General features: G+C 64.0%; 19 protein-coding genes and 1 pseudogene. 8 read left to right on the top strand and 12 right to left on the bottom strand.

The window, feature by feature from the left end:
• Nucleotides 1-17: 17 nt before the first annotated feature.
• On the bottom strand, nt 18-602 hold the full coding sequence (locus RFM52_RS27895) for a nitroreductase family protein (RefSeq protein WP_320295498.1): 585 nt from the start codon (nt 600-602) through the stop codon (nt 18-20).
• A gap of 164 nt (nt 603-766) precedes the next feature.
• Here RFM52_RS27895 and RFM52_RS27890 point away from each other — a divergent pair, with 164 nt between their 5' ends.
• Nucleotides 767-1,732 (top strand): hypothetical protein, encoded by a 966-nt coding sequence (locus RFM52_RS27890; RefSeq protein WP_320295497.1) that lies wholly within the window; start codon nt 767-769, stop codon nt 1,730-1,732.
• Nucleotides 1,733-1,945: 213 nt separating this feature from the next.
• Here RFM52_RS27890 and RFM52_RS27885 read toward each other — a convergent pair whose 3' ends face one another.
• Nucleotides 1,946-2,887 (bottom strand): lysophospholipid acyltransferase family protein, encoded by a 942-nt coding sequence (locus RFM52_RS27885; protein ID WP_320295496.1) that lies wholly within the window; start codon nt 2,885-2,887, stop codon nt 1,946-1,948.
• A gap of 82 nt (nt 2,888-2,969) precedes the next feature.
• On the bottom strand, nt 2,970-4,943 hold the full coding sequence (thrS, locus tag RFM52_RS27880) for a threonine--tRNA ligase (RefSeq protein WP_320295495.1): 1,974 nt from the start codon (nt 4,941-4,943) through the stop codon (nt 2,970-2,972).
• 173 nt (nt 4,944-5,116) lie between these two features.
• Here thrS and RFM52_RS27875 point away from each other — a divergent pair, with 173 nt between their 5' ends.
• Nucleotides 5,117-6,019 carry an SAM-dependent methyltransferase gene (locus RFM52_RS27875; RefSeq protein ID WP_320327888.1) on the top strand — a complete coding sequence of 301 codons (903 nt, stop codon included), beginning with the start codon at nt 5,117-5,119 and terminating at the stop codon, nt 6,017-6,019.
• A gap of 6 nt (nt 6,020-6,025) precedes the next feature.
• Here the strand turns inward: RFM52_RS27875 and blaOXA are convergent, their stop codons facing one another.
• A complete protein-coding gene (gene blaOXA, locus RFM52_RS27870) occupies nt 6,026-6,838 on the bottom strand; it encodes a class D beta-lactamase (RefSeq protein ID WP_320295569.1) in 813 nt (270 codons plus the stop codon).
• 142 nt (nt 6,839-6,980) lie between these two features.
• The gene (gene yidD, locus RFM52_RS27865; protein WP_320295493.1) at nt 6,981-7,355 is read right to left on the bottom strand and encodes a membrane protein insertion efficiency factor YidD; all 375 of its coding nucleotides are present in this window, start codon (nt 7,353-7,355) and stop codon (nt 6,981-6,983) included.
• 319 nt (nt 7,356-7,674) lie between these two features.
• On the opposite strand from yidD, the gene RFM52_RS27860 reads away from it, so the two are divergent.
• On the top strand, nt 7,675-8,580 hold the full coding sequence (locus RFM52_RS27860; protein ID WP_320295492.1) for a LysR substrate-binding domain-containing protein: 906 nt from the start codon (nt 7,675-7,677) through the stop codon (nt 8,578-8,580).
• An 8-nt stretch (nt 8,581-8,588) separates the two neighbouring features.
• Here RFM52_RS27860 and RFM52_RS27855 read toward each other — a convergent pair whose 3' ends face one another.
• Complete coding sequence (locus RFM52_RS27855; RefSeq protein ID WP_095815273.1) at nt 8,589-9,035, bottom strand: iron-sulfur cluster assembly scaffold protein; 447 nt, start codon at nt 9,033-9,035, stop codon at nt 8,589-8,591.
• Between the two features lie 236 nt (nt 9,036-9,271).
• Between RFM52_RS27855 and folE the strand changes: the two genes are divergently transcribed.
• The 3 genes from folE to RFM52_RS27840 all read left to right on the top strand — a co-directional run bounded on the left by folE (nt 9,272) and on the right by RFM52_RS27840 (nt 11,452).
• On the top strand, nt 9,272-9,904 hold the full coding sequence (gene folE, locus RFM52_RS27850) for a GTP cyclohydrolase I FolE (protein WP_320295491.1): 633 nt from the start codon (nt 9,272-9,274) through the stop codon (nt 9,902-9,904).
• A 39-nt stretch (nt 9,905-9,943) separates the two neighbouring features.
• Complete coding sequence (gene hisI / locus RFM52_RS27845; protein ID WP_320295490.1) at nt 9,944-10,402, top strand: phosphoribosyl-AMP cyclohydrolase; 459 nt, start codon at nt 9,944-9,946, stop codon at nt 10,400-10,402.
• A gap of 84 nt (nt 10,403-10,486) precedes the next feature.
• Entirely contained in the window at nt 10,487-11,452 is a 966-nt protein-coding gene (locus tag RFM52_RS27840) for a patatin family protein (protein ID WP_320295489.1), read from the top strand.
• 16 nt (nt 11,453-11,468) lie between these two features.
• Here the strand turns inward: RFM52_RS27840 and recJ are convergent, their stop codons facing one another.
• From recJ to RFM52_RS27810, 6 genes and pseudogenes are all read right to left on the bottom strand, one after another.
• Entirely contained in the window at nt 11,469-13,253 is a 1,785-nt protein-coding gene (gene recJ / locus RFM52_RS27835) for a single-stranded-DNA-specific exonuclease RecJ (protein ID WP_320295488.1), read from the bottom strand.
• A pseudogene (locus RFM52_RS27830) lies at nt 13,254-13,477 on the bottom strand (DUF6434 domain-containing protein).
• A gap of 72 nt (nt 13,478-13,549) precedes the next feature.
• On the bottom strand, nt 13,550-14,533 hold the full coding sequence (gene glpX / locus RFM52_RS27825) for a class II fructose-bisphosphatase (RefSeq protein ID WP_320295487.1): 984 nt from the start codon (nt 14,531-14,533) through the stop codon (nt 13,550-13,552).
• A 217-nt stretch (nt 14,534-14,750) separates the two neighbouring features.
• Nucleotides 14,751-16,064, bottom strand: coding sequence for a homoserine dehydrogenase (locus RFM52_RS27820; RefSeq protein ID WP_320295486.1), 1,314 nt, complete (start codon nt 16,062-16,064; stop codon nt 14,751-14,753).
• Nucleotides 16,065-16,223: 159 nt separating this feature from the next.
• Nucleotides 16,224-17,441: an LL-diaminopimelate aminotransferase gene (locus RFM52_RS27815; RefSeq protein WP_320295485.1), complete on the bottom strand. Its 1,218-nt coding sequence runs from the start codon at nt 17,439-17,441 to the stop codon at nt 16,224-16,226.
• A 49-nt stretch (nt 17,442-17,490) separates the two neighbouring features.
• Nucleotides 17,491-17,898, bottom strand: coding sequence for a hypothetical protein (locus RFM52_RS27810; protein WP_320295484.1), 408 nt, complete (start codon nt 17,896-17,898; stop codon nt 17,491-17,493).
• Between the two features lie 97 nt (nt 17,899-17,995).
• Here RFM52_RS27810 and phaC point away from each other — a divergent pair, with 97 nt between their 5' ends.
• Both phaC and RFM52_RS27800 read left to right on the top strand, forming a co-directional pair.
• Nucleotides 17,996-19,831, top strand: a complete 1,836-nt coding sequence (gene phaC, locus RFM52_RS27805; RefSeq protein WP_320295483.1) for a class I poly(R)-hydroxyalkanoic acid synthase — start codon at nt 17,996-17,998, stop codon at nt 19,829-19,831.
• A gap of 326 nt (nt 19,832-20,157) precedes the next feature.
• Nucleotides 20,158-21,315 carry a D-Ala-D-Ala carboxypeptidase family metallohydrolase gene (locus RFM52_RS27800; protein WP_320295482.1) on the top strand — a complete coding sequence of 386 codons (1,158 nt, stop codon included), beginning with the start codon at nt 20,158-20,160 and terminating at the stop codon, nt 21,313-21,315.
• Nucleotides 21,316-21,745 lie beyond the last annotated feature (430 nt).

The raw sequence follows: 21,745 nt of genomic DNA, 5'->3' as shown, positions 1-21,745 counted from the left end.
AGCGTCCGTAGATCGCGCTACCCGGCCCAGGGGCCGGCATAGTCTGCATAGAGCTTTGCCGGATCGGGCCGCGACCGCTCCGGCGCCGGCCCCTGGTACGAGCCGATATGGACGAAGCCGACGACGCGCTCCTGCGGCGACAGCCCGAGGATCGCCCTGCCCTCGGCGACGTCGGAGTACCAGTTGCTGATCATGTTGGTGCCATAGCCGAGCGCGTTGGCCGCGATCATCAGGTTCATCGCCGCCATGCCGCCCGACAGGAACATCTCCCATTGCGGGATCTTCGGGTTTTCCTTCGGCACCGACACGACGCCGATTACCAGCGGCGCGCGCGAGAAGCGCGCCAGCTCCTGGTTGCGCCGGCCCTCCGGCAACGGCCCCTCGCGCTGCTCAGCAAGCGCCGCCAGCTTCCTGCCGATCTCGATGCGCGCCTCGCCGCGATAGAGGATGAAGCGCCAGGGCTCCAGCCTGCCGTGGTCGGGAACGCGCGAGGCGGCCGCGATCATCGTCGCGATCTCGGCGTCGCTCGGCGCCGGTACCTTGAGGTCGGGGATCGGCGCGGAATTGCGGGTGAGCAGGAAATCGATGATCGGCGACGCCATGGGCGCAAGTCTCCTGGAAGGCATTCGATTTTGAGCTGAAGCACGCCATCGGGAGGTCGGGCGGCTCGGGCGGTGGCGTTTTGCGCCGGATAAGAAGCAGCCGAAGGAAAGCAGCGCGCTCCTAGGCCTTGAAATTGCCACCGCCTTGGGCTTCAACGCAAGGCATGTTTGAGGGGACACTGCGCCTTTTCGTGATCGCACTCGTCGCTGCGTTGTTCGCGGTGCCAGTTTCCTTTGCGTTGGCCCAGAACGCCAACGATGTCGGCGACCTCAAGCTTCCAGGCATTTCGAGCTACGCGACGCCGAAAGCGGAGGGACCGCTGTCGCTTGGCAGCGGCGGCGCCGTCACCCTGTCGGCCCAGCTGACCGACAAGGGCGCGGACATCTCCCGCGGCATCGTCTGGCGCGTCTTCAAGCCGGAACCGACCAGCGACGGCAAACTGCCGATGGTGGCGTCCGCGCACGGCGGCACGGCTGTTTTCCAGCTCGCCCCCGGCAGCTATCTCGTCCATGCCTCCTATGGGCGCGCCGGCGCCACCAAGCGCATCACCGTCGGCAAGGAAGCCAGGCGCGAAAGCCTTGTGCTCGATGCCGGCGGCCTGAAGCTCGACGCGGTGACGTCCGGCGGCGCCCCGATCCAGTCGAAGAAATTGCGCTTCTCGATCTATGAAGGCGAGGCCGCGGCCAATGGCGACCGCGCGCTGATCGCCCCTGACGTCGCGCCGAACACCGTGGTGCGGCTGAATGCCGGCACCTACCATGTCGTGTCCACCTACGGCGCGGTCAACGCCGTCATCCGCTCGGACATCCGTGTCGAGGCCGGCAAGCTGACCGAGGCGACCGTCGAGCACCGTGCCGCCGAGCTGACGATGAAGCTGGTGCGCGAGCCCGGCGGCGAAGCCATCGCCGACACGTCCTGGTCGCTGCTCAACGAAAGCGGCGATCCGATCAAGGAAGCGGTCGGCGCCTTCGCCTCGATGGTGCTGGCCGAGGGCCAGTACACCATCATCGCCAAGAACCGCGACCGCATCTACCAGAAGGACTTCACGGTCGTCGCCGGCCAGAACCAGGAAATCGAGGTCGTGGCCAACGAATCGGCCGCCATCGATCCCAACGAAGGCGCCGATTAGAGCGTTTCACCGTTTCACGGAAACGGCGAACCGCTCTATCTCTTTGTTTTTACGCAATTCCAGACGGAAAACCGCCCACACTTTTCCTGGAATTGCTCTAAAGCGCGTCGCGCAGAAACGGATTCAGGCGACGCGCTTTAGGTCCTTTGTTTGATGCATGTCGTTGCCGCAAAACCGAGGTCACTTTTGCGCGACATGCATTAATCCCGTTAGTCAGGCCGCCTTGCGCATCCGCTTGGGCAGGAACGGCACGCGGCCACGCGGTGCGGCCGGGATCGCCAGGTCGAAGACCGCGCGGTAGAGTCGGTCGAGCAGCGCCTTGCGCTCGCGCAGCGGTTCGAGGTCCCTCCATCTCAGCACGTCGCCTATCCGCACCTCGATTGTCCTGCCTGACAGGCGTGCGAACTCGCGGATGAGCAGGGAAAGACGCAGTGTCAACGATGCCTTGCCGATGAACTTGGCCACGCGGTTGTCGCGCTCGGCCATGTTCATCGGACCGCTGACGAGGTGGAACAGACGCCCGTTTTGGCCGGAAAAGTGCATCGGGATGACAGAGGCCTTGGCCTCCTGAACCAGCTTGGCCGGAAACATCTTCCATGGCAGGTCGATGGCGCGACCGAAGACCTTGGGCGCCGTGGCGACACCGCCAGCCGGGAAGATCACGATGGTGACGCCTTCCTTCAACAGCCGCACCGCTTCATGGCGCACCGCCATATTGTTCTTCAGCGCCTCTTTAGTTTCGGAAAAATCGATCGGCAGCGAATAGGGCTCCATCTCGCGGATCCGGAGCAGATCCTTGTGGATCATGACCCGGAACGGCCGGCCGAGCTGCTCGACAAGCGACAGCACCGCAATGCCGTCGCCGATGCCGAAGGGATGGTTCGCGACGATGACCAGCGGCGTGTCCGGCAACTCCGCCGGCGGCCATTGCACGGCGTTGCGGACCTTGACGTCGATCAATTCCAGCATGCGGCTGAACACGCGGTCGCCGGTCGGCACCACGTGGCGGCGCCAGAAATCGTAAAGCACGGCGAAGCGGTCGCGGCCCGACAGGCCCTCGACGGAATGGATGAACCAGCGCGTCAGCACCGGCTGATGCGGGTTGGCGTAGGACAGCTCGGGGAAACGTCTTTCCCGCAGTTTCAATTTGAGCATGGCGGTTGGTTACAAGGCAGGCGTGACAGGCGTGTGAAAATGGCGGTGGACACGCCACCGCCATTCAGAAAGTGCCGCTATGTCAGGCGGCGCGGCGCTTGCGGTCGGGCGAAACCGCTTCATCGGAAAGCTGCTTCACCGCATCGTCGAGCTTCAGCGATTCCTGGTCGCGGGAGCCCAGCCGGCGGATATTGACGGTTTCCTCTTCGGCTTCGCGCTTGCCGCAGACGAGGATGACCGGCACCTTGGCCAGGGAATGCTCGCGCACCTTGTAATTGATCTTCTCGTTGCGCAGATCGGTCTCGGCCAGCAGCCCCGCAGCCTTCAGCCGCCCGACGACCTTGATGGCGTATTCGTCCGCATCCGAGGTGATCGTCGCCACCACCACCTGCAGCGGCGCGAACCACAGCGGGAAATGGCCGGAATAGTTCTCGATCAGGATGCCGAGGAACCGCTCCATCGAGCCGCACACCGCGCGATGCACCATCACCGGCTGCTTCTTCTCCGAATCCGAGCCGATATAGAAGGCGCCGAAACGTTCCGGCAGGTTGAAGTCGACCTGCGTGGTGCCGCATTGCCATTCGCGGCCGATGGCGTCCTTCAGCACATATTCGAATTTCGGCCCGTAGAAGGCGCCCTCGCCGGGGTTGATCGAGGTCTTGATGCGGTTGCCGGAACGCGCGCGGATCGTCTCCAGCACGTTGCTCATGATCGCCTCGGCATGGTCCCACGCCTCGTCGGTGCCGACGCGCTTGTCCGGCCGGGTCGACAGCTTCACGCTGACCTCGTCGAAGCCGAAATCGGCATAGGTCGACAGGATCAGGTCGTTGATGCGCAGGCATTCGGCCGCGAGCTGCTCCTCGGTGCAGAAGATATGCGCGTCGTCCTGCGTGAAGCCGCGCACGCGCATCAGCCCGTGCAGCGCGCCGGACGGCTCGTAGCGATGCACATTGCCGAACTCCGCAAGCTTGACGGGCAGTTCGCGGTAAGACTTCAACCCATGCTTGAAGATCTGCACATGGCCGGGACAGTTCATCGGCTTCAGCGCGAAGACGCGGTCGTCATCGGTATCGTCGCCGGCAACCGTCACCTTGAACATCGCATCGCGATACCAGCCCCAGTGGCCCGACGTCTCCCACAGGCTCTTGTCCAGCACCTGCGGCGCGTTGACTTCCTGATAGCCATGCTCGTCGAGGCGGCGGCGCATGTAGTTGATCAGGTTCTGCACCATCTTCCAGCCCTTGGCGTGCCAGAAGACAACGCCCGGCCCTTCTTCCTGGAAATGGAACAGATCCATCTCACGGCCGAGCTTGCGATGGTCGCGCTTTTCAGCTTCTTCCAGCAGCGTCTGGTAGGCATCGAGCTGCGCCTGGTCGGCAAAGGCAGTGCCATAGATGCGCGTCAGCATCGGATTGTTGGAGTCGCCGCGCCAATAGGCACCAGCCACCTTCATGAGCTTGAAGGCATTGCCGATCTGCCCTGTCGAGGCCATATGCGGACCACGGCAGAGATCGAACCAGTCGCCCTGCGCGTAGATCTTGAGATCCTGGTCTTCCGGAATGGCGTCGATCAGCTCGAGCTTGTAGCGCTCGCCCTTGTCGGAAAAGACCTTCTTCGCCTTCTCTCGCGACCAGACTTCCTTGGTGAACGGCTTGTTGCGCGCGATGATCTCGCGCATCTTCTTCTCGATCACCGGGAAATCGTCCGGCGTGAACGGCTCGTTGCGCGCGAAGTCGTAATAGAACCCGTTCTCGATCACCGGCCCGATCGTCACCTGCGTTCCCGGCCACAGCTCCTGCACGGCCTCTGCCAGCACATGCGCCGTATCGTGGCGGATGAGCTCCAGCGCGCGCGGATCCTCGCGGGTGATGATCTCGACCTTGCCGGACGTGCCGAGCGGATCGGAAAGATCGCGAACGGTGCCGTCGAGGCTGTAGGCGACAGCCTTCTTGGCCAGCGACTTGGAGATCGATTCGGCAAGACCAGCGCCGGTCAGCGCTGAGTCATACTCGCGGACGGAACCATCGGGAAATGTCAGGGAAACGGAATTCGGCATCAGGGTTCTCCTATCCAGTCCCGCAAACGAGCGCGGGTGGTGAAATGCAGGTCGCAGGATGCATTGCGGCATGCAGAGGTTTAGCCGGAGGCGCCAATCAAGGGGATGATGGCCAGCGGCGCGGTTTTAGAGGCAGTGTCGCGCGAGGTAAAGAGCGGCCGTCAGGAAATGTCGTGAGCCATGTCGCAGGCCAGTCGCGCAGGCTTGTGAACAAAGCGCGACGCAGCTTGTATAGCCGCATGGAAGACGCATCCCCCAGCCGAACCGCCCTGCGCGTCGCGCGCCTGAGGGCTCTTCATCAGTTCTCGCCGCAGGCAGCGCTGTTTCGCGATCCTTATGCGAGCGCGATCCTGGGCGATGCCGCGCCCGGCGCGCAGGAGCTGCAGCAGGAGGACGAACATGACCGTCGCATGCGGCTGTTCGTGGCGTCACGCGCCCGCCTCGCCGAGGATTGGCTGGCGGCAGCGGTGCGGAGCGGCATCCGCCAGGTCGTGGTGCTCGGTGCCGGCCTCGACACCTTTTCGCTGCGCAATCCGTATCCGGACATCGCGGTGTTCGAGGTTGATCATCCGGCCACACAGGCCTGGAAGCGCCAACGTATCGCCGAGGCCGGTCTTGCCGAGCCGGCCGGCGTAACCTTCGTGCCGGTCAATTTCGAACGCCAGAGTCTGGCAGGGGAATTGGCGGCGGCGGGTTTGAAGCCGACCGAACCGGGCTTCTTCATCTGGCTGGGGGTCGTGCCCTATCTGACGCGCGACGCGATTTTTGCCACGCTTGCCTATATCGCCCGCATGCCTGGCTCCGAAGTGGTCTTCGACTACAGCGAACCGGCCGAGAACCGCGACGAGGCGGCTTGGGCAACGCGTGCCTTTTATGCGGCGCGCGTTGCGGCCATCGGCGAGCCCTGGATCAGTTTCTTCGATCCTGTTGAGTTGGCGAAGTCCCTCACCGAGCTCGGCTTCGACGAAATCGAGGATCTCGAGAGCGGCGAGATCGCCGCGCGTTTTGCCAGGTCTCCCGCTACCGCCCGAAGCAATTCCGGCGGGCACATCCTGCGCGCCCGCCGCAGCGCCTGAGACAAACTACTTCACCAGTTGCGGCAGATCCTTCAGGAACGCCGCCCGCGTCGCCAGGCCCTTCGGCTTGTCGGTACGCTTGGCGTCGACGACCAGCCTGGCAAAGACGACGCGGCGGCCATTCTTCTCGGCCCAGCCGACGAACCAGCCGAGCGAGCGTTTGCCGTCCTGGCCGAGCCTGGTGCTGCCGGTCTTGCCTTGCACGGTCCAGTCCCCTGCCGGGAAGGTCGGCAGGATCGCCCTGGTCATCTCATGCGCCTTCGCCGACACCGGCATCTTGCCGGCGAGCAGTTGGCGCAGGAAAGCCGTCTGTTCGACCGGCGATATCTCGAGCGAGGAATTGATCCAGGATTGCGTCAGCCCGTTGTCCTTGCCGGCATCGCCCGAAACGTCCTTGTTGCCATAGCCGAATTTCGACACGTAGGAGGCGAACTTCTCCGCCCCGAGACGCCGCGTGACCTCGCGCGAGTACCAGACGATGGAATCGCGTTCCCAGACAGTCGGATCGACGGTCTTCTGGTCGCGCTTCGCCGCCTTGAACTCCGGCTTGTAGTCCCAGCTCGGCGTGTGCTGGTCGCTCAGTATGCCGGCATCGTAGCCGATCAGCGCGAGCGGCACCTTGAACGTCGAGGCCGGGCTGACGCGCTTGTCGCATTCGCCGTCCTGGTAAAGCGTCTCGCCGCTCTGTGAGTCCTGGACCAGCGTGCAGTGGATATCTTCGAGCGGCGCCGATTGCGCCCGCACCGGCAAACCCAGCATCCAGGCCAGAAGGAAGAGGACGATGGCAAAAATAAAGGGATAGCGGTCCATCTGGCGCAGGGCGAAGTCACTCCGGAATGAGATTACGGCAGCGGCTTAGCGAGGCGACTTGTCTCGATTTTGTCTCAAATTCGCAGTGTTTGTGCAGCCTCGCGTTAACCCTACCAGATCGTAAAATTCGACGATCATGGTCGCTCGGTTATCAGACTTCGGCTTCGCCGCTCTTCTTGCCGATCCGCCAGTAGCGCCAGGGCATGAACCAGACATAGCGCTGGGCAAGTGTCTCCGGCACGCGGTCGATGCCATGCGTTCCGAACGGCCCGCAGCGCAGGACCCGGAACAGCCCCATCCAGCCGCCGGCCCACAAGCCATGCCGGGCGATCGCCTCATGCGCGTATTCGGAGCAGGTCGGCAGGTGCCGGCAGCTGTTGCCGACGAAGCCTGAGAGCGTCAGCTGATAGAGGCGCACGAGCGATGTGCCGAGTACGCGCCCGGGCGTCTTGCGCCATGGCCCCGGCCAGTTGCGCCCGCGCTGCACCGGCCGGACGCCATGTGTATGCCCGGAATGGTCGCCCATTGCTCCGCAGCCTGTTTCACTGCGCGATAGATGTGGGCTCCGACGCCGAAACGCAATGGATTTCACCCTCAAGGCCTCGAGCGCCGGATAGGATGGCTGCCGGTCCATGGGCGATGGTGAGAGGCAAGATCGCGACAGTCATGGTGGCCACCGCGCACGACTTCGCCGTGCCACTGGAAGGTCGCTATCCGTATCACGTCGCTGAAAATGGCCAGGAACTCGTTCATGGCAGGTCTCCTTCGAAACGGATTAGACTGCCGCTGGCCTTCCTTCTCAAACGAGTATAATTTCCGCTTCGAATAACTTGAGGTTATGCGAAATGAAGCGAGGACGGCTGCCGCTGACGGCGCTCAGGAGTTTCGAGACCGCTGGCCGGCATTTGAGCTTCAGCCGCGCGGCCGAGGAGCTTTATGTTTCGCAAGCCGCGATCAGCCGGCAGATCCGCGAACTCGAAGCCTTCTTGCGCCAACCGCTGTTCCACCGCCTCCACCGCCGCGTCGAACTGACGGATGCGGGACAAAGGCTGCTCGACCGATTGGTCAGAAGCTTCGACGACATCGACCGCGTGCTTTCCGAGCTGACGGCCTCGCCGGCGCAATCGGTGGTCCGCGTCAGCGTCGAGCCATCGCTGGCAGCCGTCTGGCTGGTGCCGCGGCTTAACCGCTTTCGCCAATTGCGACCCGACATCGACGTGTCCCTCGAAGTCGATCCACGTCCGATCGAGTTCCGAGGCGATCAGCCCGAGCTCGCCTTGCGTTTCAGCGCGCACGCCACCTCATGGCCGCGCAGTGAGGCCGAGCGCCTGGCTTCGACCGTCGATTCTCCGGTTCTGTCCCCGGCGCTGCTGGCCTCTGGCCCTCCGCTGGAAAAGCCGATCGACCTTCGCCATTACACGCTGCTGCACGAAGAAAACCGCCAGGGTTGGGCGCGCTGGTTCCAGGCCGCCGGCGTGCCCGCCGACGCGATCCCCGCGCGTGGCCCGATGCTGGCCGACGTCTCGCTTTCCAAGCAGGCGGCACTCCTCGGCCATGGCGTGGCGCTCGGCGATCTCTTGCAGATCGGCGAGGAGCTCGCGTCAGGCACTTTGATCAAACCGTTCGATATCGATGTCGCTTCCGGCGCCTACTGGCTGGTGGCGAGGAGCTTGGCGGATCTGCCGGAACCCGCCAAGGCGTTCGCCGACTGGATACGAAGCGAATTCGCCGTGACCAGAAGGGCTGCCTAGCCCTATCCTTAGGCCGCCTGTCCGGCGCGCTTCTTCTCGATCTGGCCGATCGCGTCGACCACCGCGTCGAAGGTCAGCATGGTCGAGGCGTGGCGCGCCTTGTAGTCGCGCACCGGCTCCAGATATTTGAGGTCGGCGAAACGGCCTTCCGGCGGCGCGCCGTTCTCCTTGAGCATCTTCAGCATGGTTTCGCGCACGGCGCGCAGTTCGTCGGCGCGGGCGCCGACCACATGCTGGGCCATGATCGACGACGAGGCCTGGCCGAGCGCGCAGGCCTTCACGTCATGGGCGAAATCGGTCACCACGTCGCCGTCCATCTTGAGGTCGACGGTCACCGTCGATCCGCACAATTTGGAATGCGCCCTGGCCGTCGCGTCGGCATCGTCGAGCCGGCCGATCCGCCCTATGTTTCCGGCGAAGCCGAGAATTTTCGCATTGTAGACGTCGTCGATCATATTTTTCCAATCCGTCGCCGCCCAGCGAACAGGCTTTGCCGCTCTCGCGTCTTCCTTTCGCTCCGCTGTAACCATATATAATGGTCGCAGTCGGGCATCGACAAGGCGATCAAAAGCCGCTGTCTTTGCTCATATGTTCACGCCGCTTGCGGGATGGAAATGGGCGATTTTCACCCAAAAGGTCGTGGTCCGTTCAACTCGTCCCACCTTTGAGTGGGACTACGGGAGACGCCTTTATGGATGCCGTCATCAAGAAAATCATGCCCCCCTCCGAATACTTGGAAAAGCCAGTCACCGACCGGCCGACCGAGGCGGAGGTCGAAGCTGCCGTGCGCACGCTTTTGCGCTGGACCGGCGACAATCCTGAACGCGAAGGCCTGATCGATACGCCGAAGCGTGTCACCAAAGCCTTCCGCGAAATGTTCAACGGCTACGACATGTGCCCGGCCGACGAGCTTGGCCGCACTTTCGAGGAGGTTGCCGGCTATGACGATCTCGTCATCGTCAGGGACATAAAGTTCCATTCGCATTGCGAGCACCACATGGTGCCGATTATCGGCAAGGCGCATGTCGGCTATCTGCCGGACGGCAAGGTCGTTGGCCTGTCGAAGATCGCGCGTGTCGTCGACATCTTCGCGCATCGCCTGCAGACGCAGGAAGCGATGACGGCGCAGATCGCCGGCGTCATCCAGGACGTGCTCAACCCGCGCGGCGTCGCCGTCATGCTCGAGGCCGAGCATATGTGCATGGCCATGCGCGGCATCCGCAAGCAGGGCTCGACCACGCTGACCTCGACCTTCACCGGCGTCTTCAAGGACACGCCGGAGGAGCAGATCCGCTTCGTCACCATGGTGCGCGCCGGCGGCTGATTGCCGGCCCTCGCCGGCCCAAACACATAAGGACCGGCGATGTCGGCACTGCAATTCCCGAAAGCCCCATCCGACAAGAAGGCGCTGGAGGAAGGTTCTGTCCTTTCTCCGCGCTTCGATGCCGCGGGCCTCGTCACCGTCGTCGTCACCGATGCCGGCGACGGCATGCTGTTGATGGTCGCGCATATGAATGCCGAGGCGCTGTCGCTTACGCTGGAGACCGGCATCGCCCACTACTGGTCGCGCTCCCGCAACGCGCTGTGGAAGAAGGGCGAGACCTCCGGCAATTTTCAGCACATCGTCGAGATGCGCACGGATTGTGACCAGGACGCGATATGGTTGCGCGTGAAAGTGTTGGGCCACGACGCAACTTGTCACACCGGTAGACGTTCCTGCTTTTATCGGACGGTGGGGCTGAACGACGGCAGAGCGACGCTTGCCGACGACGGCAGCAAGCCGCTGTTCGATACGGACCAAACGTATCGGAAGCCTCTGTGAACCGTTCAATATTCACAAACCACTCATATTCATTATTCTCAAACATCCTTGTGGTACAAGGGATATGGGACACGGGAGATCGTGATGCTCGAATGGGCGTCATTGCGCAGCAGACCTGACGTTCGGGAGGCCAACGGCCCCGCATCGTCCGGCGGCGTGCCCGATCCGAAGCCTGGCAGGAAAACAGGGATCTCGCTGGCGCTGGGCGGCGGATGCGCCCGCGGCTGGGCCCATATCGGCGTGCTGCGCGCGCTCGACGAGGCCGGCATCGAAGTGTCGATGATCGCCGGCACGTCGATCGGCGCCCTGGTCGGCGGCTGCTACCTTGCCGGCAAGCTCGACGAGTTGGAAGAGTTCGCCAGAAGCCTGACCAAGCGGCGCATCTTCGGCCTTCTCGATCTCAATCTGGGCGGCAGCGGCCTGTTCGGCGGCATGAAGCTCGATCGGCGCCTGCGCGAGCACCTCGACGGCGCCCGCTTCGAGGACCTGTCGAAACCCTTCGTCGCCGTCACTTCCGAAATCCGCACCGGCCATGAGATCTGGCTGTCGAGCGGCTCGCTCGTCACCGCCATGCGCGCCTCCTATGCGCTGCCGGGCGTCTTCGAGCCGGTCGCCTGCAACGGGCGCATGCTGGTCGACGGCGCCCTGGTCAATCCAGTGCCGGTGTCGGTCTGCCGCGCTTATGAGCAGCCGCTCGTCGTGGCGGTCAACCTGCACTACGACCTGTTCGGTCGCGCCGCTGTCATCAAGCACAGCGCCGGGGAACTTCTCGTCGAAAACGACGCGCCGCGTCCCGGCCAGGTCAATCCCCAATCGCACCAGACACGCCTTGGCATCACCGGCGTCATGGTCGAGGCCTTCAACATCATCCAGGACCGGATTTCGCGCGCGCGTCTCGCCGGCGATCCGCCGGACATGTCGCTGCAGCCCAAGCTCAGCCATATCGGCCTCACCGAATTCCACCGGGCAGACGAGGCGATCAGCCTGGGCTACCAGGCGACGAAGTCGCAGATCAACGAACTGACCCGGCTGCAGTCCGTGCTCATGTGAATTCCCGCTATCGTCGTTACGCCAGCGCCGCATCGCTGATGCGGAACTGCACCGTGCGGTTGCCGTTCCAGTAATTGCCCGACAGTGAACCGGCGATGTGCACGGTCCTGCCCCTGTTTTTAAACAGGAATTCGCCGAGCGCCGTGTCGACGGCGCGGAACGCGATGGCCTGAATGTTGCCGCCGCTTTGCGACTGCAGGTCCACCCGGATGTGGTTGGTGCCGATCGCGCGCGCGTCGGCCAGCCGGTGCCGCGGCAGCACGAATACCGGCGCGATGTGCCCGGCGCCGAATGGCCCGGCTTTCTCCAGCGCGTCGAGCAGCGCGATCGTGGCGCCCTCGGCAGCCAAGGCGCCGTCGATCGCCAGGCTTTCCTCGTTCTGAAGCCGGAACACGTCGGCCGCGGCGCGCTCCTCGAAGAAGGCGCGCAATTCGCCGAGCTTGGCGCGCTCGACGGTGATGCCGGCGGCCATCGCATGGCCGCCGCCCTTGACGATCAGCCCGGCCTCGGCTGCCTCGCGCACCAGCCGGCCGAGATCGAAGCCGGTCACCGAACGGCCGGAGCCCGTGCCGATGCCGGTCGAATTGAAGGCGATGGCAAAGGCCGGCCGACGCGCATAGTCCTTGAGCCGCGAAGCGATCAGCCCGACGATGCCCGGATGCCAGGTGTTGCTGGCGGTGACGATGACTGCCGGACCGTTGCCGCCGGCAAGCTCCGCGTCGGCCTCGGCGCGGGCCTGCGCCAGCATCTCTTGCTCCATCTGCTGCCGTTCCTGGTTCAGCCGGTCCAGTGTCTCGGCAATGCTTGCCGCCTCGACGGGATCGTCGGTGGCCAAAAGCCGGCTGCCGAGCGCGGCATCGCCAATGCGGCCGCCGGCATTGATGCGCGGGCCGATCAGGAAGGACAGATGGAAGGTGTTGATCGGCTCGCCGATGCGCGAGACCCGCGCCAGCGCGGCCAGCCCCTCATTCTTCTGCTGGCGCGCCACCTGCAGCCCCTTGACGACGAAGGCGCGGTTGACCCCGGTGAGCGGCACCACGTCGCAGACCGTTGCCAGAGCCACCAGATCGAGCATCGAAAGCAGATCGACCGGCGCGGCATTCGGCAACCTCTCGCGCAGTACCTTGGCCGTTTGGACAAGACACAGGAAGACGACGCCGGCGGCGCACAGATGGCCCTGCCCCGACAGGTCGTCCTCGCGATTGGGATTGACCACGGCGTCCGCGGCCGGCAGCGGACCGCCGACCTGGTGATGGTCGAGCACCACGACATCGGCGCCGGCCTCTCTGGCCGCGTCGATCGAGGTCGCGCTGTTGGTGCCGCAGTCTACCGTGACGATCAGCTTCGCGCCGCGCGAGATCAGCTCCCGCATCGCTTCCGGATTGGGCCCGTAGCCCTCGAAGATGCGGTCCGGGATGTAGATTTCCGACGGCACCGAAAAATGCGTGAGAAAGCGTTTCAGGAGCGCCAACGACGCGGCGCCGTCGACGTCATAGTCGCCGAAGATCGCCACTTTTTCGTGGGCGACGACCGCATCGGCCAGCCTCGCCGCCGCTTTCTCCATATCGGTCAGCGACGCCGGATTTGGCAGGAGCTCGCGAATGGTCGGATCGAGGAAGCGCTCGGTCTGGTCGGCGCTGACGCCGCGCCCGGCAAGCACCCGCGCCACGATGTCGGGCACGCCATGGCCCTGCGCGATGGCCAAGGCGGCCATGTCCTGCCGCTCGGTCAGCCGGTGTTCCCAGGAAACACCGGTCGCCGACTGCCTGACATCGAGGAAGAGGCGCTTTTCGCCGCTCAACTACGCTTTCCGCTTTTCAGCCTGGCGGCGGAGCCATTCGTCCGCCGCATCGCCCATGGTCTTTCCCGTACCATCCTTGAGCCAGGCCATGAAAGGGCGGTCGAACCGAAATGCACTGCCGTATTCGCGCGCGAGAAGCGGCGCACATTCTGGGTATTGCGATAGGATTTTGTAATCACCGTGGCGCGCGAAATCGGATCCGCGTGCCAGTCGAACGCCTTCATCGTCAGATCCCTGCAGCCGGTATCGTCGTCCCTGAGATGGCTAACAACTGCGGTCCGACCTCGCAAGCAGGTCTAGAACTTATCCAGATCCTGGTGTCGCGCCTTGATCTCGCGCACCGTGCGCGAGGACGAGCGCAGCACGATCGTGTGCGTGGTAATGAAGGTGCGGCCGAACTTCACTCCGTCGAGGAGGTTGCCGTCGGTGACGCCGGTCGCCGCGAAGAGTACGTCGCCGCGCGCCATATCCTGGGCGCGATAGACGCGCTTCGGGTCGGAAATGCCCATCTTCTGCGCCCGCGCCACCTTCTCGGGCGTGTCGAGGATCAGCCGGCCCTGCATCTGTCCGCCGGTACAGCGCAGCGCAGCCGCCGCCAGCACGCCCTCCGGCGCGCCGCCGGTGCCAAGATAGATGTCGATGCCGGTTTCGTCGGGATCAGTGGTGTGGATGACGCCCGCGACATCGCCGTCGCCGATCAGCCGGATCGCGGCGCCCGTGGCGCGCACGGCGTCGATCAGCCTGGCGTGACGCGGCCGGTCGAGGATGCAGGCGGTGATGTCGGAGACGCCCACGCCCTTGGCCTTGGCCAGATTGGCGAGGTTCTCGGCCGGCGAGGCATCGATGTCGATCAGGTCATCCGGGTAGCCGGGGCCGATGGCGATCTTGTCCATGTAGACGTCGGGCGCAAACAGCAGGCTGCCCTTTTCCGCGATGGCGATGACGGCCAGCGCGTTGGGCAGGTTCTTGGCGCAGATCGTCGTGCCTTCGAGCGGATCGAGCGCGATGTCGACGGCCGGACCTTTGCCGGTGCCGACTTCCTCGCCGATATAGAGCATCGGCGCCTCGTCGCGCTCGCCCTCGCCGATCACCACCGTGCCTTTGATGGCCAACCGGTTGAGCTCATGGCGCATGGCGTCGACCGCCACCTGGTCGGCGGCCTTCTCGTCACCGCGCCCGCGCAGCCTTGCCGCCGCGACCGCCGCACGCTCGGTGACGCGCACGACTTCCATGGCAAGGATCCGGTCGAGACCAGCGACGATGTTCTGGGCGATGTTCATGGATTACGCGTTCCTCGTTGTCATGAGAGCGGTTCAGTTCTGAGCCGCTCCAGTTGTTGCTTCGAGCAATTCCAGAACGGTCGAGCGCCGGAATTGCTCCGCCTCCCGCCAGAGGCGCGCTTCTTCTGGCAAAGCTCCATGACAACGGCAAGACTCAGCCTGTCACTTTTCGAAATGACAGCAAAATCAATCGATTGAAGGCAAAAACGGACTTGGCTTATTCGGCCCGCTCGATGCGGATCACCTGCGGCTTGTCGGTCAGATGACCGTCCTTGGTGATGCCTTCTACGGCCTTGCGCACCGCCGCTTCCGTCGTCTCGTGGGTAACGAGGATGACCGTCTTCTGCGCCTTCGTTTCGGCGCCAGCCGCCTGCTGGACGATCGATTCCAGCGAGATGTCGTTGTCGGCCATGCGCTTGGCTATGGCCGCGAAGACGCCGGTGCGGTCATGCACGGTCAGCCGGATGAAATAGCCACCGGCATGACTGCGCATCTGCGCCTTCTTGTAGGGTTTCAGTTCCTTCGCCGGCCAGCCGAAGACCGGGCCATGCTGGAAACCTGGCCGGCTCTTGGCGATGTCGGCAATGTCGCCGACGACCGCCGAAGCGGTGGCATTGCCGCCCGCGCCCGGACCCGAGAGCAGGAGCTCGCCGAGGATATCGGTCTCGATCGCCACCGCGTTGGTGACGCCATGCACCTGCGCGATGACCGAAGCCGTCGGCACCATGGTCGGGTGCACGCGCTGTTCGATGCCGCTCTCGGTGCGCTGCGCGACGCCGAGCAGCTTGATGCGGTAACCGAGGTCGCCCGCCGCGCGGATGTCGGCCTGGGTGATGTTGGAGATGCCTTCCATGTAGATGTCGCCGGCGGCGATCTTCGTCCCAAACGCAAGGCTGGTCAGGATCGACAATTTGTGCGCCGTATCGTGGCCTTCGATATCGAAGGTCGGATCGGCCTCGGCGTAACCCAGCCGCTGCGCGTCCTTCAGGCAGGCGTCGAAGGCGATGCCTTCGGCTTCCATGCGGGTCAGGATGTAGTTGCAGGTGCCGTTGAGGATGCCGAACACACGCGTCACCGCGTTGCCCGCCATCGCCTCGCGCATCGTCTTGATCACCGGGATGCCGCCGGCCACCGCCGCCTCGTAATTGAGCAGCACGCCCTTCTTCTCGGCGATCTCGGCAAGCGCCACACCATGCTTGGCAAGCAGCGCCTTGTTGGCGGTGACGACATGGCGCCCGGCCTCGAGCGCCGCCTTCACCGAGGCACGCGCCGCCCCTTCGTCGCCACCGATCAGCTCGACGAAGACATCGATATCCGCCTTTTCGGCCAGCTTGACCGGATCGTCGAACCATTTCGCGGCGCTTAGGTCGATGCCGCGGTCGCGCTTCGGGTCGCGGGCCGACACGGCCGTCACGACGACGTCGCGGCCGCATTGGCGGGTGAGCTCGGCCGCCTTGTCGCGCAGCACGCGCGCCACCGAGGCACCGACCGTGCCAAGGCCGGCAATTCCAACACGCAACGCTTCAGCCATGTCCGGCGACGCCCCTCAAGGATTGGTCGATGTGATGTGCGGCAAACTAGAGCATGATGCCGAAAAGTGTGAAGCGGTTTTCGGGTAACATCATGCTCTATCTTCTTGATTTAGAGCCGGATTCAGATTTCAGGTCGATTCGACCTGAAATCATCCGCTCTAACGGCGGGCGGCTAAAGGCACCACGTTGTTGGGCTGCTTGGCGGTGGTCGCGAGGAACTTCTTGATGTTGCGTGCCGCCTGGCGGATCCGGTGCTCGTTCTCGACCAGCGCCACGCGCACATAGTCGTCGCCATGCTCGCCGAAGCCGACACCCGGCGCCACCGCGACATCCGCATGCTCGATGAGCAGCTTGGAGAATTCGAGCGAGCCGAGATGGCGGAACGGCTCCGGGATCGGCGCCCAGGCGAACATCGAGGCCGCGGGCGCGGGAATGGTCCAGCCGGCGCGGCTGAATGAATCGACCATCACGTCGCGCCGCTTGTGGTAGACCTCGCGCACCTCCTCGATGTCGGCGCCGTCGCCGTTCAGCGCATGCGCCGCCGCCACCTGGATCGGCGTGAACGCGCCGTAGTCGAGATAGGACTTCACCCGCGTCAGCGCCGAAATCAGCCGTTCGTTGCCGACCGCGAAGCCCATGCGCCATCCGGGCATGGAAAAGGTCTTCGACATTGAGGTGAACTCGACGCAGACATCCATCGCGCCCGGCACCTGCAGCACCGACGGCGGCGGATTGCCGTCGAAATAGATTTCCGAATAGGCGAGATCCGACAGGATGATGATGTCGTTCTTCTTCGCGAAGGCGACCACGTCCTTGTAGAAGTCGAGCGAGGCGACGAGCGCCGTCGGGTTCGACGGATAGTTGAGGATCAGCGCCAGCGGCTTCGGGATCGAATGGCGGATGCCGCGCTCGACCGCCGGAATGAAGCCGTCATCGGGCTCGACCTGAAGCGAGCGGATCACCCCGCCCGACATGATGAAGCCGAAAGCATGGATCGGATAGGTCGGATTGGGGCACAGGATGACGTCGCCGGGCGCGGTGATCGCCTGCGCCATGTTGGCGAAGCCCTCCTTCGAGCCGAGCGTCGCCACCACTTGCGTGTCGGGGTTGAGCTTCACGCCGAAGCGGCGCTGATAATAATTCGCCTGGGCGCGGCGCAGGCCGGGAATGCCGCGCGACGAGGAATAGCGATGCGTGCGCGGATCGCGCACCACTTCGCACAATTTGTCGACGATAGCCTTCGGCGTCGGCAGGTCCGGATTGCCCATGCCAAGGTCGATGATGTCGGCGCCGCGCGAACGGGCGCTGGCCTTCAGCCGATTGACCTGCTCGAACACGTAAGGCGGAAGCCGGCGGACCTTGTGAAATTCTTCCATTGGAGTTCCAGACGATCAAAGGGGGGCGCTTTCGGCGCGCGATATAAACCTAATTGCAGCTAGGGTCGAGGGCAGGGTCGCATTTGCCCTCGATCTGCTTCAGCGTGTCGTCGCCATGCGTCTTGGCAAGCTTGTTGAGAGCCGCCGCATTCGCCGGTGCCTTGACGCTGCCGCCCTTGGCGGCCTGCGCCTGCTCCTCGGCCTTGAGCTGGGCCAGGTTCGCCGCGGTCTCCTCCTTGGTGAGCTGCTTGGCGGCCACCGGCGGCGGGACATTGAGGTTCGGATAGGAGCCGGTATCCTTCGGGCCTTCGGTCAGGGACGTCGGTGCCGCATTGTTCGTGCCGGTGCTCGTGCAACCACCGGCGGGCAGCAGCACGCCGACCAGCCCGGCCACGACCGCCATGCGGCAAATCGAACCCGGCCTGAGAAAAAAAGTCCCGCCAACATTAATCGTCATATTGTTTTCCTGGCTGCCGGGTTACAGCGAATTGGACCCGGTCAGATGTCCCATGGTAATATGTCAAGAAAACGCTCCGGGAGGAACCCCGCGAACCATGTCCAAACCTGACGATTCGGACAAAGCGGAAAATGGCGGACCTTCAGCCATCGAGCAATATCTGGTGAAGGACCCCGAGCGTTTTGCCTTGAACATGGCGCGCATGATCGAGCAGGCCGGCAAGGCGGCTTCCGCCTGGACCGAACCGCGCGAGAAGGGCGAAGTGCGCGATCATGTCGCCGAGCCCGTCGTCGACATGGTCAAGACTTTCTCCAAGCTCTCGGAATACTGGCTGGGCGACCCGCAACGGGCGCTCGAAGCGCAGACGCGACTGTTCGCCGGCTATATGACTGTCTGGGCGAACGCCATCCAGAAGGTCAATCCCAACGCCGAGGCGCCGCAGGACGCGGTTCAGCCCGAGCGCGGCGACAAGCGCTTCCAGGACCCGGAGTGGGGCCGCAACGCCTTCTTCGATTTCCTCAAGCAGGCCTATCTCGTCACCTCGCGCTGGGCGAACGAGTTGGTCGAGCATGCCGAGGGCCTGGACGAGCACACGCGCCACAAGGCGAGCTTCTACGTCAAGCAGGTGTCGAACGCGATCGCGCCGTCGAACTTCATCCTGACCAACCCGGAGCTGTTCCGCGAGACCATGGCCTCGAACGGCGAGAATTTGGTGCGCGGCATGAAGATGCTGGCCGAGGACATCGCCGCCGGTCGGGGCGACCTGAAGCTGCGCCAGGCGGATTACACGCCGTTCGAAATCGGCAAGAACATCGCCACCACGCCCGGCAAGGTCATCGGCCGCAGCGACGTCGCCGAGATCATCCAATACGACCCGGCGACGGAGACGGTGCTGAAACGGCCGCTGCTGATCTGTCCGCCGTGGATCAATAAGTTCTATATTCTCGACCTCAACCCGCAGAAATCCTTCATCCGCTGGGCCATCGAGCAGGGCCACACCGTCTTCGTCATCTCCTGGATCAATCCGGACGAGCGCCACGGCGCCAAGGGCTGGGAGGCTTATATCCGCGAAGGCCTGCAATTCGGCCTCGACATGGTGGAGAAGGCCACCGGAGAGAAGGAGGTCAACGCCATCGGCTACTGCGTCGGCGGCACGCTGCTTGGCGCGGCGCTGGCCCTGCTGGCGCAGGAGGGCGACCATCGCATCAAATCGGCCACCTTCTTCACCACGCAGGTGGACTTCACCTATGCCGGCGACCTCAAGGTGTTCGTCGACGAGGACCAGGTCGCCGCGGTCGAGCGCTCGATGAGCGAGAAGGGCTATCTGGATGGCACCAAGATGGCGACCGCCTTCAACATGCTGCGCTCGGGCGACCTGATCTGGCCCTATGTCGTCAACAACTATATGCGCGGCAAGGAGCCGCTTCCCTTCGACCTGCTCTACTGGAATTCCGATTCCACGCGAATGGCAGCGGCCAACCACTCGTTCTATCTGCGCAACTGCTATCTCGAGAACAATCTCTCGCGCGGCGTGATGGAGCTTGCCGGGCGCAAGGTCTCGCTCGCCGACATCACGATCCCGGTCTACAACCTGGCCACGAAGGAAGACCACATCGCGCCGGCGCTTTCGGTGTTCCTGGGATCGCAATTTTTCGGCGGCGACGTCGAATATGTGATGGCGGGTTCCGGCCATATCGCGGGCGTCGTCAATCCGCCCGCCGCCAGGAAATATCAGTACTGGACCGGCGGCAAGCCGGTGGGGGACTTCAACGCATGGCTCGCCGCGGCGCACGAGCATCCAGGCTCGTGGTGGACACACTGGCAGCACTGGATCGAGAACCAGGACGACATCCGCGTACCCGCCCGCAAACCCGGCAAGCGTATGAAAACCTTGGGAGATGCGCCGGGCAGCTATGTCAAGGTGCGCGTGTAACGGGCTGTAATGTCTGGTGAGTTGACGGGCCGCCAAAACAGGGCGAAATGGTGGCGTCAATCGTTCCGCGGCCTCAAATCACCTTCCGACGCAGAATAATTCCGAGGCTTGCAGATTCGACACACGTCCCGTTTCCGGTTGGGAACAGGAGGGTTATCGCGGCCCGGTTCTGGAGTGGCGCCGCGATAACGAACCGACCGGATACCGAGGGGGAATTTGTTTTGAAATCAGCAGGTTGGCGTCTTGCACGAAGGGAAAGCCGCAGCATTGCGGCGGCGCTTTTTTCCGTGCTCCTGGCCTCTTGCACGTCGACCGGCGACCCGACGATGTCGGTCGTTTCGCCCGCCTACAATTCAACCGCGACCGAAATGAGCGCGACATCTGGCGCCAAGACCGGGACCGCGTCCGATTCGTCGTTGCAGGCATCGGCGCCCGCCGAGGCGACGGCGACCGTGATGAGCGCGGGCGATACGCCCCTGCCCGAAAAGGTCGCCTATGTGCCGGAGACGCGGCCGCAAGCCGCCTTCCCGACCGTCGCCTTGCCGGCGGGCTCCACCGCTATTACCGGCAGCACACCCCAACCGCTGGTTCAGCAGGCGCAGACGGCGGAACAGACGCAGGGCGTCGCCCAGCAGGTCGCCGCCGGCGATGCCGCCGCCATCGCATCGAAGGCTCAGGCGACCACGCAGGCCATGAGCAACGGCGTCTATGTGACCGCGGGCGAACCGGCGCAGCCGCAGGTCGCCGCGCCGAAGAAGAGCCTGTTCGCCTCGCTGTTCAGCACCACCCCGGCTTCGGCCGCACCCGCCCCCCTGATCAACAATGCGCGCTCCGGCGAGCAACCCGCGGCGCAGGCCAAGACGACGGCGCCGGCCAAGCCGATCGTGACGCTGGCCTCGGCCACCCCGGCCGACAAGCCGGTGCAACTGGCTTCGATCGACGACCCGGCCAATCACATCACCGGTGCCGACGCGCTCCCCGGCGTGCGCCAGACCGCGCTGTTCGAGATCAAGCGCAAGTCCGGCATCGACGACGAAAGCGACGTGGACCTCAATGAGGACGAGGGCGGCGGTTCCTACCAGGTAGCGTCGGCCGCCGGCATGGCCAGGCTCGCGCCCAATGGCCTTTTGAAGCAGAACGAAAGCGTCGACGTCGCCTGCCTCAAGCCGTCGCTGGTGCGGGTGCTGAAAACGATCGAGGGCCATTTCGGCCGCAAGATGATCGTCACCTCCGGCTACCGCGATCCTTCGCGCAACCGCCGCGCCAACGGCGCCAAGAACTCGCTGCATATGTATTGCGCGGCCGCCGACATCCAGTTGCCCGGCGTGTCGAAGTGGGACCTGGCGAGCTATGTCCGCTCGATGCCCGGCCGCGGCGGCGTCGGCACTTACTGCCATACAGAATCCGTCCACATCGACGTCGGTCCCGAACGCGACTGGAACTGGCGCTGCCGCAGGCGCAGCGGCGGTGGCGAGGACGGCTGAGCCCTTCGGCTTGGCCTCGTGGGCATAGCAGGTTTGATCGGTTGAAGGCCGATTGCCGTCAACATTAGTTTCAAAACGCCACCACAGACATTGGCGATTAGCCGAAGCCCGTCCGAACTTCGTCATCCACGGGCGGAGCGGGAGCGAAGCGGACGCGCAGACCCGAGGATCCATTCCGTGACCTTGGCCTAAGAGTGCAGCGGCGCAGATTCTGCACCGTTGCGGCGCGTCATCGTCACGGAATGGATTCTATGGTCTGCGCGCGTCGCTTCGCTCCTTGCTCCGCCATAGAATGACGATCGCGAGGGGCGTTGCAGTCAATCTCCAAGCTGCACGATCAAGTGGAGTCGGAAACCACGCCTAAAGCGCGTCGCGCTGAAACGGATTCAGGCGACGCGCTTTAAGTCTTTGTTTTGATGCATGTCGTTGT

Origin of the sequence: Mesorhizobium humile, assembly GCF_033977215.1 — a bacterium.
In the GTDB taxonomy this organism is placed as follows: Bacteria; Pseudomonadota; Alphaproteobacteria; order Rhizobiales; family Rhizobiaceae; genus Mesorhizobium; species Mesorhizobium humile.
This window is presented reverse-complemented; position numbering and strand designations above follow the sequence as displayed.

What these genes read in the sequence shown, in the direction of transcription:
- RFM52_RS27885 (WP_320295496.1), bottom strand. Translation starts at nt 2,887, where the DNA reads ATGCTCAAATTGAAACTGCGGGAAAGACGTTTCCCCGAGCTGTCCTAC.
- RFM52_RS27810 (WP_320295484.1), bottom strand. Translation starts at nt 17,898, where the DNA reads ATGACGATTAATGTTGGCGGGACTTTTTTTCTCAGGCCGGGTTCGATT.
- RFM52_RS27815 (WP_320295485.1), bottom strand. Translation starts at nt 17,441, where the DNA reads ATGGAAGAATTTCACAAGGTCCGCCGGCTTCCGCCTTACGTGTTCGAG.
- hisI (WP_320295490.1), top strand. Translation starts at nt 9,944, where the DNA reads ATGTCGGCACTGCAATTCCCGAAAGCCCCATCCGACAAGAAGGCGCTG.
- yidD (WP_320295493.1), bottom strand. Translation starts at nt 7,355, where the DNA reads ATGGGCGACCATTCCGGGCATACACATGGCGTCCGGCCGGTGCAGCGC.
- RFM52_RS27855 (WP_095815273.1), bottom strand. Translation starts at nt 9,035, where the DNA reads ATGATCGACGACGTCTACAATGCGAAAATTCTCGGCTTCGCCGGAAAC.
- RFM52_RS27800 (WP_320295482.1), top strand. Translation starts at nt 20,158, where the DNA reads ATGTCGGTCGTTTCGCCCGCCTACAATTCAACCGCGACCGAAATGAGC.
- RFM52_RS27820 (WP_320295486.1), bottom strand. Translation starts at nt 16,064, where the DNA reads ATGGCTGAAGCGTTGCGTGTTGGAATTGCCGGCCTTGGCACGGTCGGT.
- RFM52_RS27860 (WP_320295492.1), top strand. Translation starts at nt 7,675, where the DNA reads ATGAAGCGAGGACGGCTGCCGCTGACGGCGCTCAGGAGTTTCGAGACC.
- glpX (WP_320295487.1), bottom strand. Translation starts at nt 14,533, where the DNA reads ATGAACATCGCCCAGAACATCGTCGCTGGTCTCGACCGGATCCTTGCC.
- phaC (WP_320295483.1), top strand. Translation starts at nt 17,996, where the DNA reads ATGTCCAAACCTGACGATTCGGACAAAGCGGAAAATGGCGGACCTTCA.
- RFM52_RS27890 (WP_320295497.1), top strand. Translation starts at nt 767, where the DNA reads ATGTTTGAGGGGACACTGCGCCTTTTCGTGATCGCACTCGTCGCTGCG.
- thrS (WP_320295495.1), bottom strand. Translation starts at nt 4,943, where the DNA reads ATGCCGAATTCCGTTTCCCTGACATTTCCCGATGGTTCCGTCCGCGAG.
- RFM52_RS27895 (WP_320295498.1), bottom strand. Translation starts at nt 602, where the DNA reads ATGGCGTCGCCGATCATCGATTTCCTGCTCACCCGCAATTCCGCGCCG.
- RFM52_RS27840 (WP_320295489.1), top strand. Translation starts at nt 10,487, where the DNA reads ATGCTCGAATGGGCGTCATTGCGCAGCAGACCTGACGTTCGGGAGGCC.
- folE (WP_320295491.1), top strand. Translation starts at nt 9,272, where the DNA reads ATGGATGCCGTCATCAAGAAAATCATGCCCCCCTCCGAATACTTGGAA.